At 39.6% G+C, this 17,446-nt stretch carries 20 protein-coding genes; 12 read left to right on the top strand and 8 right to left on the bottom strand.

Translation table 11 applies throughout. From position 1 onward, the window contains the following. The first annotated feature begins 13 nt into the window (after positions 1 to 13). Positions 14 to 1,381 carry a peptidylprolyl isomerase gene (locus FL972_RS07905; RefSeq protein WP_144604572.1) on the top strand — a complete coding sequence of 456 codons (1,368 nt, stop codon included), beginning with the start codon at positions 14 to 16 and terminating at the stop codon, positions 1,379 to 1,381. Positions 1,382 to 1,430: 49 nt separating this feature from the next. On the opposite strand, the gene FL972_RS07900 is transcribed toward FL972_RS07905, so the two are convergent. Both FL972_RS07900 and FL972_RS07895 read right to left on the bottom strand, forming a co-directional pair. After that, a complete protein-coding gene (locus FL972_RS07900) occupies positions 1,431 to 1,748 on the bottom strand; it encodes a sll1863 family stress response protein (RefSeq protein WP_144604570.1) in 318 nt (105 codons plus the stop codon). Positions 1,749 to 1,900: 152 nt separating this feature from the next. Next, positions 1,901 to 3,697, bottom strand: coding sequence for an ABC transporter ATP-binding protein (locus FL972_RS07895; protein WP_144604568.1), 1,797 nt, complete (start codon positions 3,695 to 3,697; stop codon positions 1,901 to 1,903). 147 nt (positions 3,698 to 3,844) lie between these two features. Between FL972_RS07895 and FL972_RS07890 the strand changes: the two genes are divergently transcribed. The 7 genes from FL972_RS07890 to coaE all read left to right on the top strand — a co-directional run bounded on the left by FL972_RS07890 (position 3,845) and on the right by coaE (position 8,978). After that, positions 3,845 to 4,945: a Glu/Leu/Phe/Val dehydrogenase dimerization domain-containing protein gene (locus FL972_RS07890; protein ID WP_144604566.1), complete on the top strand. Its 1,101-nt coding sequence runs from the start codon at positions 3,845 to 3,847 to the stop codon at positions 4,943 to 4,945. A gap of 113 nt (positions 4,946 to 5,058) precedes the next feature. Next, positions 5,059 to 6,243: a transcription antitermination factor NusB gene (gene nusB / locus FL972_RS07885; RefSeq protein ID WP_144604564.1), complete on the top strand. Its 1,185-nt coding sequence runs from the start codon at positions 5,059 to 5,061 to the stop codon at positions 6,241 to 6,243. 7 nt (positions 6,244 to 6,250) lie between these two features. Beyond that, the gene (locus FL972_RS07880) at positions 6,251 to 6,553 is read left to right on the top strand and encodes a YtxH domain-containing protein (protein WP_144604562.1); all 303 of its coding nucleotides are present in this window, start codon (positions 6,251 to 6,253) and stop codon (positions 6,551 to 6,553) included. Between the two features lies 1 nt (position 6,554). Next, positions 6,555 to 7,097: a DUF1573 domain-containing protein gene (locus tag FL972_RS07875; protein ID WP_144604560.1), complete on the top strand. Its 543-nt coding sequence runs from the start codon at positions 6,555 to 6,557 to the stop codon at positions 7,095 to 7,097. Positions 7,098 to 7,100: 3 nt separating this feature from the next. Continuing rightward, positions 7,101 to 7,412: a preprotein translocase subunit YajC gene (yajC, locus tag FL972_RS07870; protein ID WP_144604558.1), complete on the top strand. Its 312-nt coding sequence runs from the start codon at positions 7,101 to 7,103 to the stop codon at positions 7,410 to 7,412. 71 nt (positions 7,413 to 7,483) lie between these two features. Beyond that, complete coding sequence (locus tag FL972_RS07865; RefSeq protein WP_250161316.1) at positions 7,484 to 8,392, top strand: YbbR-like domain-containing protein; 909 nt, start codon at positions 7,484 to 7,486, stop codon at positions 8,390 to 8,392. Then, on the top strand, positions 8,382 to 8,978 hold the full coding sequence (gene coaE / locus FL972_RS07860) for a dephospho-CoA kinase (protein WP_144604554.1): 597 nt from the start codon (positions 8,382 to 8,384) through the stop codon (positions 8,976 to 8,978). The genes FL972_RS07865 and coaE overlap by 11 nt, the downstream gene beginning before the upstream one ends. On the opposite strand, the gene FL972_RS07855 is transcribed toward coaE, so the two are convergent. The 6 genes from FL972_RS07855 to FL972_RS07830 form a co-directional block, all read right to left on the bottom strand. After that, positions 8,973 to 9,395, bottom strand: a complete 423-nt coding sequence (locus FL972_RS07855) for a nuclear transport factor 2 family protein (RefSeq protein WP_144604552.1) — start codon at positions 9,393 to 9,395, stop codon at positions 8,973 to 8,975. The two genes, coaE and FL972_RS07855, sit on opposite strands and share 6 nt — an antisense overlap. A 349-nt stretch (positions 9,396 to 9,744) precedes the next feature. After that, complete coding sequence (locus FL972_RS07850) at positions 9,745 to 9,993, bottom strand: DUF6952 family protein (protein WP_144604550.1); 249 nt, start codon at positions 9,991 to 9,993, stop codon at positions 9,745 to 9,747. Further along, positions 9,974 to 10,285 carry a thioredoxin family protein gene (locus FL972_RS07845; RefSeq protein ID WP_091652184.1) on the bottom strand — a complete coding sequence of 104 codons (312 nt, stop codon included), beginning with the start codon at positions 10,283 to 10,285 and terminating at the stop codon, positions 9,974 to 9,976. The genes FL972_RS07850 and FL972_RS07845 overlap by 20 nt, the downstream gene beginning before the upstream one ends. Positions 10,286 to 10,293: 8 nt before the next feature. Next, positions 10,294 to 10,926: a peroxiredoxin gene (locus FL972_RS07840; protein WP_144604548.1), complete on the bottom strand. Its 633-nt coding sequence runs from the start codon at positions 10,924 to 10,926 to the stop codon at positions 10,294 to 10,296. A 297-nt stretch (positions 10,927 to 11,223) separates the two neighbouring features. Continuing rightward, entirely contained in the window at positions 11,224 to 12,495 is a 1,272-nt protein-coding gene (serS, locus tag FL972_RS07835) for a serine--tRNA ligase (protein WP_144604546.1), read from the bottom strand. 38 nt (positions 12,496 to 12,533) lie between these two features. Beyond that, on the bottom strand, positions 12,534 to 13,304 hold the full coding sequence (locus FL972_RS07830) for a hypothetical protein (protein WP_144604544.1): 771 nt from the start codon (positions 13,302 to 13,304) through the stop codon (positions 12,534 to 12,536). Positions 13,305 to 13,379: 75 nt separating this feature from the next. On the opposite strand from FL972_RS07830, the gene FL972_RS07825 reads away from it, so the two are divergent. The 4 genes from FL972_RS07825 (at position 13,380) to FL972_RS07810 (ending at position 17,429) form a co-directional block, all read left to right on the top strand. Then, the gene (locus FL972_RS07825; protein ID WP_144604543.1) at positions 13,380 to 14,357 is read left to right on the top strand and encodes an isopenicillin N synthase family dioxygenase; all 978 of its coding nucleotides are present in this window, start codon (positions 13,380 to 13,382) and stop codon (positions 14,355 to 14,357) included. 2 nt (positions 14,358 to 14,359) lie between these two features. Next, positions 14,360 to 15,556, top strand: a complete 1,197-nt coding sequence (gene chrA, locus FL972_RS07820) for a chromate efflux transporter (protein WP_144604541.1) — start codon at positions 14,360 to 14,362, stop codon at positions 15,554 to 15,556. A 92-nt stretch (positions 15,557 to 15,648) separates the two neighbouring features. Beyond that, positions 15,649 to 16,314: a CBS domain-containing protein gene (locus tag FL972_RS07815; protein ID WP_144604539.1), complete on the top strand. Its 666-nt coding sequence runs from the start codon at positions 15,649 to 15,651 to the stop codon at positions 16,312 to 16,314. A 239-nt stretch (positions 16,315 to 16,553) separates the two neighbouring features. Further along, on the top strand, positions 16,554 to 17,429 hold the full coding sequence (locus tag FL972_RS07810) for an NAD kinase (protein ID WP_091652165.1): 876 nt from the start codon (positions 16,554 to 16,556) through the stop codon (positions 17,427 to 17,429). Positions 17,430 to 17,446 lie beyond the last annotated feature (17 nt).

The raw sequence follows: 17,446 nt of genomic DNA, 5'->3' as shown, positions 1-17,446 counted from the left end.
GGAATTATCATCCATGAATAAACTAAACCTACTTACTTTAATCCTTTTCAGCTTATTCTTCACCCAGCAGGCAATTGCTCAGGAGAGCTCGGTTTCCGGGCAGGTTCTGGACAAAATTGTCGCCAAAGTAGATAATAACATCTTGCTGGAATCAGATGTACAAAAGACCTTTTTGGAAGCTGTGGCCCAATCGCAGCAAGGCATGACACCTCCATCTAGATGTGATGTTTTCGAGACGCTTTTGATCAATAAGCTGATGGTTGCAAAAGCTGAAATAGATTCCGTAATCGTAACAGAAGCTGAGGTAATGCTTCAGGCAGATAACCGATTCAATATGGTATTGCAGCAAATCGGCGGAGATGAAAACACATTACTTCAAGTCTATGGCAAAACTGCTGAGCAGCTAAAAAATGAAATCTATGACGTCATGAAGGAGCAGTTGACAGTTCAAAGAATGCGCGATAAAATCACACAGGGACTAACTGTATCTCCTGCAGAAGTTCGGTCATTTTTCCAAAGCATACCTCAGGACTCCCTCCCATTCTTTTCTGCAGAAGTGACCGTAGGACAAATTGTAAAGAAGCCTGAGGTAAATCCTCAAGTAAAAGAAAATATTTACAACCAGCTTAAGCAATTCAAAGAGGATATATTGGCAGGAAGAGCAGACTTTGCTGACTTGGCCAGAAGGTATTCTGAGGATCCAGGCTCAGGTGCTCAAGGAGGTGACCTTGGTTTTTTCCGCAGAGGGGAATTGGCTCCAGAATATGAGGCAACTGCATTAAGTTTGAGACAAGGTGAAATCTCTGATCCCGTAGAAACCCAATTTGGATTTCATATGATCCAACTTCTTGAAAATAAAGGAGGGAGTTACAATACCAGGCATATTTTAAGAATTCCTCAAGCTACGGAAGATGATATCAAAAAAACCGAACGCTACTTGGATAGCTTGAAGACAGAAATTGAGGCTGGTAGATTGGAATTTGCGAAAGCAGCCAAGGACTATTCTGATGATAGAAACACCAGTGATAATGGCGGATTTTTTACTGATCCGGGAACAAGCTCTAACCGATTAACGCTTCGAACATTAGAGGATCCTGTATTGTATTTCACAATCGACAGTATGAAGGTGGGATCCATTTCCAAACCAATTCGATTTGAAGATCCTAGAGAAGGAACCAAGGTTAGAATTCTTTATTATAAAGCCAAATATCCAGCTCATAGAGCTAACCTCAATGATGATTACGAGAAGATGAAAGCAGCGGCTTTGAGAAAGAAAGAAGATGAAATTCTAAGTACTTGGTTTGTAACTGCCAAAGAAGACGTCTTTATAGATATAGACCCTGCATACGACCGATGCAATGCATTGGTAGAAAGGAAATGAAAAAAGGGGGCTGATAAATAATCAGCCCCCTTTTTTTGATACATAAGAATTACTTTTTGCTAAAAAGCGTTTTAAATGCCATTCCGATTTGCTTGAATCCTTCTTTAAAAAAGCCCTTTGATTCTTTGAGTTTGGGTTCTAGGTTCTTTTTTCTTTCTTCATACTCCTTCTCAAGCATTGCTTTTCCTTTTTTCAACTCAGCCTCTAAAGAAGTTTTGTTCGCTTTCAACTCACTGATTTTCTTATCAATCTCTTCTTTAACTTCTGAGCCTGCATCTTTTCCTTTTTGGACCAGTTCCTCTATTTTGTGACCGATCTCCTGAAGGGTAGCTTCAATTTCCGAAATACCTTTATTGTTTGTCTTCATCTGTTAATTTGTTTTTAAATGTTCAGATGGAATACTCTGGATATTTTCTCGTTTTATGCAAGATTTCTCAAGAGCATTTCATAGCTAAAAATCTGGTTTTTATTGAGTTAATAAGTTAACCAATTTATTTCAAAGAATGGAATAAAGGAATATTAAAGATCGGAATCCACCGATTCCCCTGCCTGGGTTTGCTTTTCATAAAGCTCAGCATAAACGCCTTTTTGCTCCATCAAAGACTGATGATTTCCACGTTCTATGATTTTACCATCATCCAAAACAATGATTTGGTCAGCCAGTTTGGCCGAAGAAACCCGATGAGAAATAATCACAGAAGTTCTGTTTTTCATGATTTTCTTCAGGGCATTGAGGATGACATTTTCTGTTTTAGTATCCACTGCTGACAGGCAATCATCCAAAATCAAAATCTTAGGCTCCTTAGCTATAGCTCTGGCTATGGACACTCTTTGTTTTTGACCTCCTGAAAGTGTAATCCCTCTCTCCCCCAGCATGGTTTCAAAACCTTTTGGAAAGTCCACAATATTCTTGTAAACATCCGCATCTTTTGCTGCCTGTTCCACGATTTCCTTCTCTGTTTGATCCAAACCAAAAGCTATATTATTTCCAATGGTATCAGAGAAGAGGAATACATCCTGAGGCACATAACCTATATTTTTCCTCAGATGTGAAATATCAAAGGATTCAATGGGTTTGCCATCAATTAAAATTTGACCCTCGGCGGGATCATACATCCGCATCAATAAATTGGCAATAGTAGACTTCCCAGAGCCAGTAGTACCAATAATTCCCAATGTTTGTCCCGATTGAATTGAAAAGGAAACTTGATCTAGCGCCTTTACTCCAGAGTCAGGATAGACGAACGAAAGATTTTTCAATTCTATGGTACCCTGTATTTCATCTTTGGCCTCTTCAGTGCTGATGATATGATTTTCCTCATCCAAAAATTCATTGATTCGAGTCTGGGAAGCTGCAGCCCGCTGCACTATACTCGTTACCCATCCCAAAGATGTCACAGGCCAAGTCAGCATGTTCACATATAGAATAAACTCCGCAATCACACCATATCCAATATCCCCATTGATCACTTGCAGGCCACCGATGTATACAGTGATGATGGTTGAAATCCCCACCAAGGCCATGATCAAAGGAAAGAACAAAGCATTCACCCGTGTCAGCCTGATGGATTTCACTTTGTATTCTTCACTGGCATCCGAAAAGTCTCTGACACTGTCATTTTCACGCACAAATGCCTTTAGTACTCTGATTCCCGAAAAAGCTTCTTGCGTAAATGTGCTCAAATTAGAAAGGCTTCTTTGGATTTTTTCCGAGCGCTCATTGATCAGGTTATTGACAAAATAAATACTTATGGAGAGTACCGGTAGCGGCAATAATGAATACAGTGTCAATTCAGGATTGACCATGATCATGTACGAAATTACCAATGGAAAAAGAATCAGCAAGTTTAGTCCATACATGATGGCAGGCCCCAAATACATACGGACTCTACTTACATCCTCTGTGATTCTAGCCATCAGGTCTCCCGTGCTATTTTTTCTGTAGAAGGATAAAGACAGGTTTTGATACTTTTCAAAAATCTCATTCTTCATATCATACTCTATCCTTCTGGACATGATGATGATAGTTTGCCTGATGAGAAAAAGGAAGAAACCCCGTAAAAGGGCCATAACTAAAATTAATACACCAAAGACCAGAACAAATTTTAAAAAATTTTCAGAGGCAATATCTCCCAATCCTCCCAGTTCCAAAGGCTTAAATATCACAGAACTTTCCACCACATAATCTATGGCAAGTCTTACGAGTTGGGCAGGAATAATTACGAATATATTTGAGATTACAGTAAATAGTATTCCCAAAAGCAATAAGCCCTTGTATTTGTATAAATACTTATTGAGTCTCCAGAGCGGCTTCACCAAATAAAAACTTTAAAATCGAGGAATTGGATTAATTATTCTAGTTAGATTAATTCTTTGAAGGCTAATAAAAGTATTTAATTTTGTATCAGCCTTGGTATAGAAGGAACAACCCAAATATAACACATTCTAAAAAGCTAAGTTCACATGTTAGAGATTAAAGCTTCGCAAACCGTGAAAGAAGGATCCATCTTTGGACAAATCAGTAGCATGGATCACGAGCAGCTCGTGGTTTGCCATGACGAGGCCACCGGCCTTAAAGCCTTGATAGGCATTCATAATACCACCTTGGGCCCTGCACTCGGAGGTACCCGCATGTGGCCTTACGCTACAGAAGAAGAGGCGATTACTGATGTGTTGCGTCTTTCCCGAGGAATGACTTTCAAAAATGCACTTGCCGGATTAAATCTTGGAGGAGGAAAAGCAGTAATTATTGGCGATCCAAAACTGAAAAATGAAGCATTTCTTAGAAGATTTGGTCGTTTTGTTCAGAGTTTGGGAGGCAGATATGTAACTGCAGAAGATGTCAACATGAAGACATCAGACATGGAGTACATCGCCATGGAAACCAAACATGTAACAGGGCTTCCTGAGATCAAAGGCGGTGGTGGTGATCCATCCCCTGTCACTGCTTATGGAACCTACATGGGAATGAAAGCTGCCGCGAAAAAAGCATTCGGCTCAGATTCATTATCCGGTAAAAAAATCTGTGTTCAGGGAGTAGGTCAGGTAGGTAAATATTTGATCGAATACTTGATCAAAGAAGGTGCTGAAGTATTGATCACCGATATTTTCGAAGATAAACTGAAGAAAGTAGCCCTTGATACGGGAGCTGTAGCAATTGATCCTAATCTGATTTATGACATGGATATGGACATCTACGCACCTTGCGCTTTGGGAGCTACTATCAATGATGATACCATTGATCGACTGAAATGTGCTGTCATTGCCGGTGGAGCCAACAATCAATTGAAAGACGAAGCCAAGCATGGTCAGATTCTTTTAGAAAAAGGAATTATCTACGCTCCAGATTTTCTCATCAATGCTGGTGGCGTGATTAATGTTGGAGCAGAGTATTTCGGCGGTTACAATAGAGAAATTGTATACAAGCAGGCAGAAAAGATCTACGACACTTGTTTATACATCTTGAATAAGTCTGAAAAAGAAAATATTCCTGCTCAGCAGGCTGCTATCGAAGCTGCTAAGGAGCGTATCGAAGCAATTGGAAGAGTGAAGCTCTCCTTTTAAATAAAAATAACTTTATAAAAACCACCGGAAGGACCTTTCGGTGGTTTTTTGTCTTCATATGGCAGGGTGAAGCCCGGTCAAAATGTCTATATTTACAGCTCGTTTCTCAAACTATGCTAAACAGAAGAATCCTCAGGGTCAAAGCTTTTCAAAATCTTTATGCCTATGAGCAGTGCAAAGGTTCCAATTTTAACCTTGCAAAAGATTACATCAAGGAGTCCTTTCTACCAGATTTGAATAGTATGGAAGTCCAGGACAAGGCTGCCCTCTCTAGGGATGCCCAGTCAGCTATCCAATTATTCGAACAAAGCGTAGACAGCAAAAGTCAGCTTCAAGCTTCTGACGGAAGTCCAAAAATCAAAAAGGTCGTATTGGAGGCAATCAACACTTTCCATTCTTCCAATAAAAAAGATCAGGATTTTCTGTTGAAAAACATGATCGCTTCCGCGGAAAGAATCCCCCAACTTTATCTTTTAGCTATCGAATTATTGCAGGCATTTTCCAAGCAAGCCGGTATAGAGATTGAAAAGAAAAAAAAGCTTCAGGCGGGGAGTCCTGTGGCATTTGCCAATGAGCTGAATCTGACAAACAATAGGGTTCTGGCTAACCTTCGAGAATCTGATATCTATCGTGCAGCAGTAGCTAAAAACAATGCAAACCTGGATGATTTGGAATTGGAAATCAGAGAATGGTTTAGAGATTATATCAAACCTTCTGAGGAATACCAGGCATATATTAAGTTGAGTAATCCTTCCGTAGAAGAAGATTTGCATGCTTCAGATGAGCTTTTGAAGAAGATTCTTTTCAAAAACGACGTAATATTGAACTACTTTTCTGAAAAAGACCTTAATTGGACAGAGAACAAGTCAGTCGTTCGCAGCTTGGCATCAAAGGTTCTGAAAAATGCGGCGGGTCTCGGAGAAGATTCAGACGGGCAAATGCCTGAAATTGCAATGAACTGGGATGAGGATAAGGAGTTTTTTCAAAATATCTTTAACTTCACCATTGAAAATGACAGGGAAAACAAGGCGTTAATTAGTCAAAAAACCAAAAACTGGGATATTGATCGATTGGCATTTACAGATAAAGTCATCATTTCAATGGCGATTACTGAAATGCAAAACTTCCCGAGCATCCCTGTCAAAGTAAGTATCAATGAATACATTGATATCTCCAAGACATACAGTACTCCAAAGAGTAAGCAATTCGTCAACGGATTATTGGATGTCATGGCGAAAGAATTAACCGAAAGCGGTAAAATTCGTAAAAGTGGACGAGGACTTTTGGACAATAAATAATACAACTATGAGCAAAAACAGTAATTCACTCATCGCATTTGTCATTGGAGCCGGTGTAGGTGCGGCATTGGGTGTACTTTTCGCACCGGATAGCGGTTCAAATACAAGAGACAAACTTTCTTTCAGACTTTCAAAATATAAAAAGGAACTGGAAGAATTGATCGAAGAATTAGTAGAGGGAAAAGAACTTCACCTTAACGAGGCTAAAACAGAAGGAAAAAGAGTGATCACAGAAGCCAAAAATAAGGCAGAAAACCTTCTGAGTGACGTGAATAAATTAATTGACCAAATAAACAAAGACAAAAACTAATATGAAAGCTAAACTCTTGAGTGTAGCTGCATTAGCCCTAATGATTGCATTAGGTACTTCTTGCAGCCAGAAAAACGATCAGGACGCTAAAATTCAAGCATTGGAAGATAAAATCGCACAGCTTGAAGCTGGTAGTTCTTCCATCACCCCTGTAAACGCTCAAACTACCCAAACTGCTGATCCAAGCACTCTAGGTGCATTTGAGTTTTCAGAAATGGAGTACAACTTTGGTACTATCAAAGAAGGAGAAGTGATTGAGCATATCTTTAACTTCACCAATAATGGACAGGCTCCTTTGGTGATTTCCAACATCACTGCTTCTTGCGGATGTACTAGCCCTGATTGGACTAAAACCCCTGTAAATCCAGGAGAAAAAGGTTTCGTGAAAGTAGTATTCAACTCTACTGCGAAGTCAGGTGCTCAGGCTCCAACTGTAACTATTCAAGCTAATACCAATCCAACTGTAACCCGTCTTCAAATGAAGGGTACTGTTACACCTGGTGCAGGTGCTGCAGGAGCTCCAGTAGGACCGGTAAAAAGATAATTGATGGTAGCAACAGTTTTAGCGCAGGCTTCGGGCGGTGGCGCAGGCATTATGGGACAGGTTTTTCTGTTCGGATCGATCATTTTGATCATGTATTTCTTTATGATTCGACCTCAACAGAAGAAACAAAAAGAGACCAAGAAATTTATAGAAGAAATCAAAAAAGGAGAAGACGTAGTCACAATCGGAGGACTTCACGGTAAAGTGAGTTCGGTTGAAGGTGATGTGGTAATTCTTGAATTAGATAGAGGATTCAAAGTCAAAGTTGAAAAATCAGCTATCTCCATGGATTTCTCTAAGAAACCAACAAAATAAAACATTGAATTTTGCCGGATACTAAAAAATCCTCTAGCGGGATTTCACCGAAAAAACTCTCTAATCTAAAAGTGGTAGTTCTCTGCGTTGCAGCGGCTACCACTTTTTGGATTTTAAACGCCCTGAATAAGGACGACTATACGACTATTGTCGATTATCCTATAGAATTCTCTTTTAATCAGGAGAAGTTTATGGCAGTCAGACCTTTGCCAAAAAGCGTGGAAATCGAAATATCCGGCAACGGGTGGGATTTGTTAAGGAAGTACTTCAACTTCAACAACAATCCCTATGTCATAGAATTAAGTAATCCTACTTCCAGAAACTTTATTCTGACTTCTGATATCAAGCGAGGAATCTCTGAATTTATTTCCCCAACCCAGCTTATTTCTTTAGTAAGAGATTCTCTAGAATATGAAATTGACAGAATTCAAACTGTCACCCTCCAGCCTGAGTTGGATTCCTTAAGCTACTCCTTAGCAAAAAACTACAGATTATTAGAAAAACCGGTTTTCGAACCTTCTCAAGTGACAGTAGTTGGACCGAGCTCTATTATCGACCTTTTTGAGGGTAAATTCCCTGTTCAGCTTAAGGAAAATAGGCTCAACAAAGACCTAGAAAAAACCGTCAAATTAGAAGTAGGTGAAAATATTCAGCAATTCATCACCATCAAAGATGAAGTCATTCAGGTGAAACTGGATCTGGTGGCTTTTTTAGAAGGAAATAAAAGACTGAAGGTTAAAAAAATCAACTTTCCCAGAACAGTCAGCCTGGAAGAAGAAGATCCATTGATCATGATGTACTACTTGGTGGATGAGCGAAAAACCCAGGAGCTGAAGGAAATGGAGTTTGAAGCAATTTTGGACTACTCCAAAAGAAACCGACAGGACTCCACTATATCCGTACAAATCAAGCCACTCCCCTCCTTTTTAGATCAAGTAAGAGTGGAGCCTCCACTGTTAAGACTGAAATATGAGCCCTAAGCCAAAGCTTGTCGGAATAACGGGGGGAATAGGTTCTGGAAAATCCACCGTAGCTAAAATTTTTGAAATATTGGGAATCCCTGTTTACTATGCAGACGATAGAGCCAAATCTCTGATGAACCATGACTCGGAATTAAAAAAGCAAATCATCCAAGAATTCGGAGAAGAAAGCTATAATTCAGAAGGGGACTTAAATAGAAAGTATTTAGCATCCACCGTTTTCTCTGATCCCGAAAAAGTAAAAAAGATCAATAGCATGGTTCATCCAGCTGTAGGAAGGGATTTTGAAACCTGGGCAGGTAGTCAAAGTACTCCTTATGTGCTAAAAGAGGCGGCATTAATTTTTGAAACTGGCGGAGAAAAGAAACTCGATGCCGTCATCAATGTCAGTTCGCCTCTCAAAATACGAGTAAACCGGGTACTCATGAGAGACCCTCACCGATCCTTGGAGCAAATCAATCAGATTATTGATCAGCAAATCCCAGATGAAGACAAAAACGAAAGAGCTGATTTTGTCATCAAAAACACGGAGAACAAGATGCTGATTCCCCAAGTCTTAGAAATCCATCAAAAACTCCAATCATAAGGATTTTTCCCACCAGCTTTTATGGACGATTTTCCAATTGCCTTCTACTAATATCAGAGTTAGAAAGTCATAATAATAAATTCCCGGCCAAAATAACTCGGTCTCAACTGAAGCGGTATTTCCCTGAACTCTGATGGAAATAATCTCATTTTTATAGTTGGAAGGATTTCTTTTTTCGCCTTTGGAAGTAGCTTCTGCCCAAGTTGGGAAATCCGTGATAGTGAGATTTGTTCCTCTATACCCAATCAACCTTGCTTCAGGGAGAAATGCCTTCTCGAGCTTTTCTTTATCTCGCTCAATCATTCCGTCAAAATACAATTGTACAGTTTTAGTGATTAGATCTCTGTCTGATTGTTCTTGGGCAAATGAAAGCTCACATAAGCTCAAAAGAAAAAAGAGTAGTATAAGTTTCTTCATGTCTTTGGAGTAAGATTCAACTTTTCAATAAACGATTAATCGGGAGGAAAATGTTTTATGGCCCATACTTTTGAACAAGTTTTGATAATTCATTCTGATTATCTGCAATCATGCCAGTTGCCTTATTTTCTTTGCTTGACTGGCTGGATGCTTCGACTTCGCTCAGCACGGGCGACCGATGACCGAAGATCCACGCTGGCAGGCGAAGCTTCCGGATTCTGATCCTTTCAGCAGACAAGAAGCCGTATTTTTGTCAATACTGGTAAGAAAGCGGATATCCATATAATTCATTTTAACAAAAAAAGGAACCCTAATAGAGTTCCTTTTTTAATCAACTATAGACCCTTAATTATCGATCAATTGAGCTCAATACCTTTTTCATAAAGGCGTTTCCAGCGTCTTTTTCAGACATACCAGAGGCTACCATTTCATGAACCTCCAACGCACCACAGAGATTGGAAATTAACTCACCAATCACATCTAGCTCATTTTCTTTTAGAGAAGGAGCTTCAGAGATATTTTCTAAAACTTCCAGAGCTGTTTCAATCTGCTCAGGAGCACAAGTTCTCTGAATGGTTTTAATTACTGGCAATTTCATTGATTAAGGCTTTTAATTGATCTTCCTTATTTGTTTGAATTTGCTTGACCAACTGACCTCCTTTGAATGAGGCGAAAGTCGGCAAGTTATTGACTTGTGCCAGCTTTCTAGATTGAGGAAATTTCTCAGCGTCAACTACCACAAATACCTTATCTGCATTTTCTCCTGCCAGTCTTCTGAATTTAGGCTTCATAATTCGGCAATTTCCACACCAGCCAGCAGAATACTGCACGATTACCTCCTCGTTTGATGCTACAAGTTCTTGTAGCGTATCTTCAGTTAGTTCTATCATGGTTTTGATTAATTATTGGATAAATAATTAGCTACACCTTCATTAGTAGCCTGCATCGCTTCTTTTCCTTCCTCCCAGTTGGCAGGACATACTTCACCAAATTTTTCTACGTGAAGCAAAGCATCCAAAAGTCTCAAGTACTCATCGATATTTCTTCCAAGTGGAAGATCATTGATTGATTCATGACGTACTGTTCCTTCTTTATCGATCAAGAAAGTTCCTCTGTAAGCTACAGGAGTCCCTTCAAAAGACCAGAAATTAGTTTCAGCATCGAATGAATATTTACCTGCCAAAACCCCGTAATTTAATGCGATGGTTTTAGCTGCATCTGCCAAAATAGGGTAAGTCACTCCTTCAATTCCACCTTCACCTTTTGGTGTCATCAACCAAGCCAAGTGAGTCTCTTCTGTATCGGTAGAACATCCGATAACCACGGTATCTCTCTTTTCAAACTCAGCTAATTTTTCTTGAAAAGCATGAAGCTCTGTTGGACAAACAAAAGTGAAATCTTTTGGATAGAAGAAAAGAACAACATTCTTCTTACCCAGATACTGCTCTAGGCTGAAGTTTTCAATGATTTCTTCTCCGTTAATTACTGCTCCTACAGAAAACAAAGGAGCTTTTTTACCTACAAGTGCCATATATAGTTGTTTAATTCTAATACGAAATTAAACAACAGTGTACAGAATAAAAAGAATAAACTATCGAATTAAGTTTTTTATGAATATATATACAGTATTATATTTTTGTTTTATCTTTTTTTTAAAATATTATTTTTTAAAATGAAATTCAATAGAACTCTTAAGAACTCGCAATCCTTTGCGGACAAAACTTACTTTGATAGATTGAATTATTCTATTGCCAATTGTCAAAAACAATAAAAAAGGCTACCCATTCTCTGAGTAACCTTATGATCAAATAGTTATGTTTTTTTGAGATTATATCATTTCAAAACCCAAGTACGAATGAAGAACTTTTGGCATTTTAATTCCTTCTTCTGTCTGATTGTTTTCCAAAATAGCGGCAACAATTCTTGGCAAGGCAAGCGCAGATCCGTTGAGTGAATGAGCCAATTGAGTTTTCTTATCCTCACCTTTAAATCGAAGTTTTAATCGATTGGTCTGATAAGTTTCAAAATTAGAAACAGAACTCACCTCCAGCCATCTTTCCTGAGCAGCAGAATAAACTTCCATATCGTAAGTCAAAGCAGAAGTAAAGCCCATATCTCCCCCACACAATCTTAACACCCTGTAAGGAAGTTCAAGTTTTTGAAGCAAACCTTGAACATAGCTGCTCATATCCTCCAAAGCTTCATAGGACTTATCCGGATGAGTTATTTGAACGATCTCTACCTTATCAAATTGATGCAGACGGTTCAATCCTCTAACGTGAGCCCCCCAGCTACCTGCTTCTCTTCGGAAACAAGGGGTATATCCGACATTCTTAATCGGTAATTGATCCTCAGCTACGATGACATCTCTGTATAAATTCGTAATTGGAACTTCAGCGGTAGGAATTAAATACAAATTATCTGCAGTCGCATGGTACATCTGCCCTTCCTTATCCGGAAGCTGGCCAGTACCGTATCCTGAATCCTCATTCACTAAAATTGGCGGCTGAACTTCCATAAAGCCAGCTTTCAAGGCCTCATCCAAAAAGAAGTTGATCAGAGCTCTCTGTAGGCGAGCGCCTTTCCCCTTGTAAACAGGGAAGCCCGCGCCGGTAATTTTTACTCCTAGATCGAAGTCAATGATATCGTACTTCTTGATCAGCTCCCAATGGGGTTGCTTTCCATCATATAGATTGGGGATTTCACCATGCTCTAAGACCACTTCATTATCTTCAGCTGATTTCCCTGAAGGAACGGAAGAATGAGGGATATTCGGAATAGTATATAAAAGTGTTTTTAAATCCTCCTCAGCTCTTGAGTTTTCATCATCCAACTCTTTGATTTGAGCTTTTATCTCAGCTGTTCGGGCTTTTGCCTTTTCTGCCTCTTCCCTTTTTCCTTCCTTCATCAGCATGCCAATTTGTTTGGAAATAGCATTTGATTCAGCCTGAATCTGATCTCTCTGAGTTTGGGAGGACTTTCGCTGATCATCCAATTGAATCACCTGATTCAACAATGATTCAGCATTGGGGAAATTTCTTTTATTAAGACCTGCTAAAACGGCCTCGAAATTATCTCGAATATGATTTGTTAATAGCATGGAAAAGGTATTCTTTAGAAAGCTGCAAAGATAAGGACTTATCTCACAATGATGGTCTTTGTGACAGAGGAGAAAGGGCCTTCTAGCTCTTTTCCATCATTTCTCAATAGGGAAATTTGAACTTGGTAGCTTCCTGGAAGCAAATTGGCTACCCGCACAGGGGCCATGTGATCTATTTCGTAGGAAAACTCCCCTATCTCAATTCTTACCTTCAGCCCATCTAGTTTCATATCTCCTCCTACTACCAAAAAGTCAATAATCAACTCATGCTCAGGATCCACAATCTGATTATTTCTAGGCAGGTTGACTGCAAGACAGGGTTCTGCTGAGTACGGAAATGGTCTGGAGTCCCCCACCTGAAAATCTCTGTCAACATAATTTCCGAAATTTTTTAAGGCCAATCCCTCTTCATCTACCAAATAGGCTACTACCCTATAGCTTCCTTCTTCTAATTGTCTTTGAAAAATGGGTGTGCGAAAACCAGCCGGATCACCACCATTCAGAATATTGAATAGCAAAAAGCGCTCTACGGTCTGCTCCTCGAAAGGGAAGTTTTTGATATTAAATTCAAAAGGTACTTTTCCGGGCCGGAAGACCTGATTACCAAGCGGCGTATATAATTCGAGAATCGCATCCGGGTAATCTGAAGAATCCTCGTATTGATAAAAGGTAACCTTCTGCTGGCTTAGGTCAAGAGATAGAGAGTCCTGAGAAATCTCCATAACTTCCTCGTTGATTTTTTTCTTTTCCTCACTACAAGCCCAAATAAAAAGGATCAAAACGGGCATCCATAACAGGTTTTTTTTCATACCGCGGGGTTTTGATACTAAAGGTATTATTTTTAGGGCAAAATTTCAGGAAATCATACCTAACAGAAAATTACGATGGACATCCTATTCGACGAGATTCCAAGTCTGGATTTGGCAGACTTTACCTCAGGAACACCAGAACAAAAAGCAGCTTTCGTCAAAAAATTAGGCGAAGCTTATCAAAACATAGGTTTTGTGGCGATCAAAAACCATGGATTGTCCCAAGATCTACAAGACAGATTATATGGTAGTATCAAATCATTTTTCGCTTTACCTGATGAAGTAAAATCCAAATATGAAAAACCTGAAATCGGTTTTCAAAGAGGATATACCGGAAAAGGGAAAGAGCATGCAAAAGGTAGAAACACCGGAGACTTAAAAGAATTTTATCATGTAGGACAAGAGTTGGCACAAATTCCAGACTCAGATCCTATCAAAGCAGAGTATCCTGAAAATATCTGGCCGGATGAGCTCCCTGAGTTTAAAAATGATGCGCTAGAGGCTTATAGAACTTTGGAAAATGCCGGCAAAGCCATGTTGAGAGCTATTGCCCTTAACTTGGATTTACCGGAAGATTACTTTGAGCAAAAAGTGGCTCACGGAAATTCGATTTTGAGACAGATTCATTATTTCCCGATCACTAATCCCGATGAGGTTCCGGCCGATGCTGTTCGTGCAGCGGAACATGGAGATATCAATTTGATCACGCTATTGATGGGTGCAAGTGCGGATGGTTTGCAGGTCTTAAGAAAGGATGGCAAATGGATTCCAATTACTGCACTTCCTGATCAGTTGGTGGTCAATGTGGGCGATATGCTGGAAAGATTAACCAATAAAAAACTGAAATCTACTATTCACCGAGTAGTGAATCCACCGCGCGAATTGATGAACACAAGTAGGTATTCTATTCCTTTCTTTATGCATCCAAGATCCGATATGGATTTGACCTGCCTGGAAAGCTGTATAGATGAGCAAAATCCGAAGCAATTCAAAGACGCCACGGCTGGGGAGTTTTTGGAAGAAAGACTTCGGGAACTAGGCCTTCGTAAATAATCATGTCAGTTAAAAGGGTCAGATACTACCTATTTCTAAGGGACATTCTGACCCTTTCTTTGACAGCCTTTGGTGGGCCTCAGGCATTTTTAGCCATGCTGATTGATCGCATGGTCCATTCTAGAAACTATATAACCGAGGAAGAACTCTGGGAGCTCAATGCCTTATGCAATATGCTACCCGGTCCCTCCTCTACGCAATTGGTTTCGGCAATAGGCTTCAGAGTTGGAGGTCCTAACCTCGCTTATTTGGCGCTACTAGTTTGGATAATCCCTGCTACTCTGCTGATGACCTCTGCAGCTGCATTGATTTACTTTTTAGAAGAAAATACCCCAGGGGCTTTAAACTTCGCCAAATTCATTCAGCCCATGGCGATAGGTTTTATCATTTTTGCTGCGCAAAAAACGATTTCAAAAATGGTACAGACCACTGAAGCCATGGTTTTGGTTTTGATCTCTACCTTCATTTCATTTTTCTACAGCTCTCCTTATGTATTCCCTATTCTTCTTTTGGCTGGGGGACTAAGCACCTCTATCAAATATAAAAATCAACCCAAGTATGAAAAAGATGAGCCCTTGGTCATCCAATGGGCTAACTTCTACCTATGGGGAGGGGTTTTGGTATTGGCGGCAACTCTAGGTGCTTTGACCAAATACCAACCTGTCATCTTATTTGAGAATTTCTACCGAAACGGGAGCTTGATTTTTGGAGGAGGTCAAGTATTGGTGCCTTACCTGTACACTGAATTTGTGGATTTCAAAAACTTTCTCAGTTCGGAAGAATTTCTGACTGGATACGCTATTTCACAAGGAGTACCGGGACCCACTTTTTCTTTTTCGTCTTTTGTAGGAGCATTTTCCATGAAAGAGTTTGGATTGATTGGTTTTCTAACTGGCGGATTAATCGCTGCTGCGGGGATATTCCTGCCTGGAATATTTATGATCTTCTTTGTGATTCGATTTTGGGATCAACTGAAAAAATACAGACCTGTAAGAGCCGCGCTGGAAGGAATCAATGCTGTATCCTGCGGGATGTTGATCGCTGCAGCTTATTTACTTTTTGAGCCATTAGAAGCTAACCTAGTTAATATTTTAATGATATTGGGAACCTATTGCCTCTTGCAATTCACTAAAATATCTTCCCCTCTAATCATTTTGGGAGGTATTTTATTAGGAATTGGAGTGAATTTTCTTTCCTAATCTTAGAACGAAAAAGGTATATCACATCAAAAAGGAACAAGAATAAGGCTTTAGACGTTTTAAAACCGTAAATCATTTCCTATATTTCCTTTATGCAGGCCTACGAATTTATCAATAACCTTATTCCTCCATTGAAGCTAAGCGACAAGACCAGAAAGGCATTGGCTTGGATGGAAGAGATCCGAACGGATGTTTTACCCGTGGTGGATCAAGGTCATTTTTTAGGGCTTCTCCGAGATGAAATGATTTTTGAATTGAATGATTTGGATAAAGACATCTTGGGTATTGTTCCTGAAAATCCAAATTGTTGGGTATTCAGTGACAAGCATATTTATGATGTACTCAAGGCGAGTGCAGAGCATCATTCCAATATTGTTGCAGTAGTAGATAGAGACATGACCTACCTGGGGGTAGTGACTATGGAGGATGCCATCTCTGCCTTTGCAGATAGCCTTTCTATCCAATCCCAAGGCTCGGTATTGATACTTTCGTTAAATATGACGGATTATTCATTGGCAGAAATCAGTAGAGTAATTGAAACAGAAAACACTAAGGTATTGAGTTCATTTATCAGCAGTGATCCTTTGGATGATTCCAAAATCAAGCTTACGCTGAAGCTAGACAAGCCTGAGCTCCGACATATCAAAGCTACCTTGGAGCGCTTTGGTTATAAGATCCTAGACCATTACCAGGAGGAAACCGGTGTGAGTAGTGAAGAAGACAGAATCGGTAACTTGCTAAGATTTTTAGATATTTAGGCTATGAATTCAAGAAATGAGTATTCCCCACCTTAAAGGAATACTTATCTTTTTTGATTCAATACCTATTAAAAACCCTGCTTTTTTGCAGATTAAAGAGGGATTTTATGCCAAATAAATCCAAATTATAAACAGATGAAATCGAGCACGGGGGAAAACCTCACACACAGGCATGCCCCGATGTATCGGGGAACCGGTGCGAGATTCCATCTGACCTCTAAAAAACAAATTATAAACAGATGAAAGTCGCTTTGCACGGCTTGGCGCTCAAGATAGAATTTTTGAATGACGTCAAAGCTTTATTCACAGCCTTACAGAATCATCAGTTCGAAATATTTGTCACGGAACAGTTTGACAGGCAACTTCGAATGCACGGAAATACCGGGCTGAATTATTGGCTGCTGGACGGTACGGATGATATGAGCCAGATGGATTTTTTAATTTCCATCGGCGGTGATGGTACTTTGCTGGACTCCGTATGTCAGGTGGGAGAAGTAGAAACTCCGATTTTGGGCTTGAATACAGGTAGGTTAGGATTTTTGGCCACTGTATCTACAGATAAAATCGACGAGGCAGTTAGAAACTTGAGCGAGAATAATTACCAAATTGAAAATAGAAGCCTCGTATCTCTGGATGCAAAAAGAAAACTTTTCAATGGGTTGAATTTCGGATTGAACGAATTTACCATTCACAAAAGGGATACTTCTTCCATGATCACTGTGCATACTTACATTGACGGAAAGTATCTGAATAGCTATTGGGCAGACGGACTTATTGTAGCAACTCCAACCGGCTCTACCGGATACTCTTTGAGTTGCGGAGGACCTTTAATTTCTCCAGAAGCAAAAAACCTAGTCATCACTCCGGTAAGTCCTCATAATTTAAATGTGAGGCCTATCATCGTTTCAGATGAAAGCGAGATTACCTTCGAAATAGAAGGAAGGGCAGAGAAGTTTTTGATTTCATTGGACTCCAGATCTACCTCCATTTCTTCAGACTTGAAGTTGAAGGTAAAAAAAGAACAATTCTGTGCCCGGCTTGTCAAATTACCCAGCTACAATTTTTTTGATACCTTGCGGTATAAATTAAATTGGGGTTTTGATATGAGAAATTGAGGCTAAAAGGTAAAAAA

This window comes from Algoriphagus algorifonticola (assembly GCF_007655305.1).
GTDB lineage: Bacteria > Bacteroidota > Bacteroidia > Cytophagales > Cyclobacteriaceae > Algoriphagus > Algoriphagus algorifonticola.
Note: the sequence above shows the minus strand (reverse complement) of the source record. Positions and strands in the feature narration are given on the sequence as shown.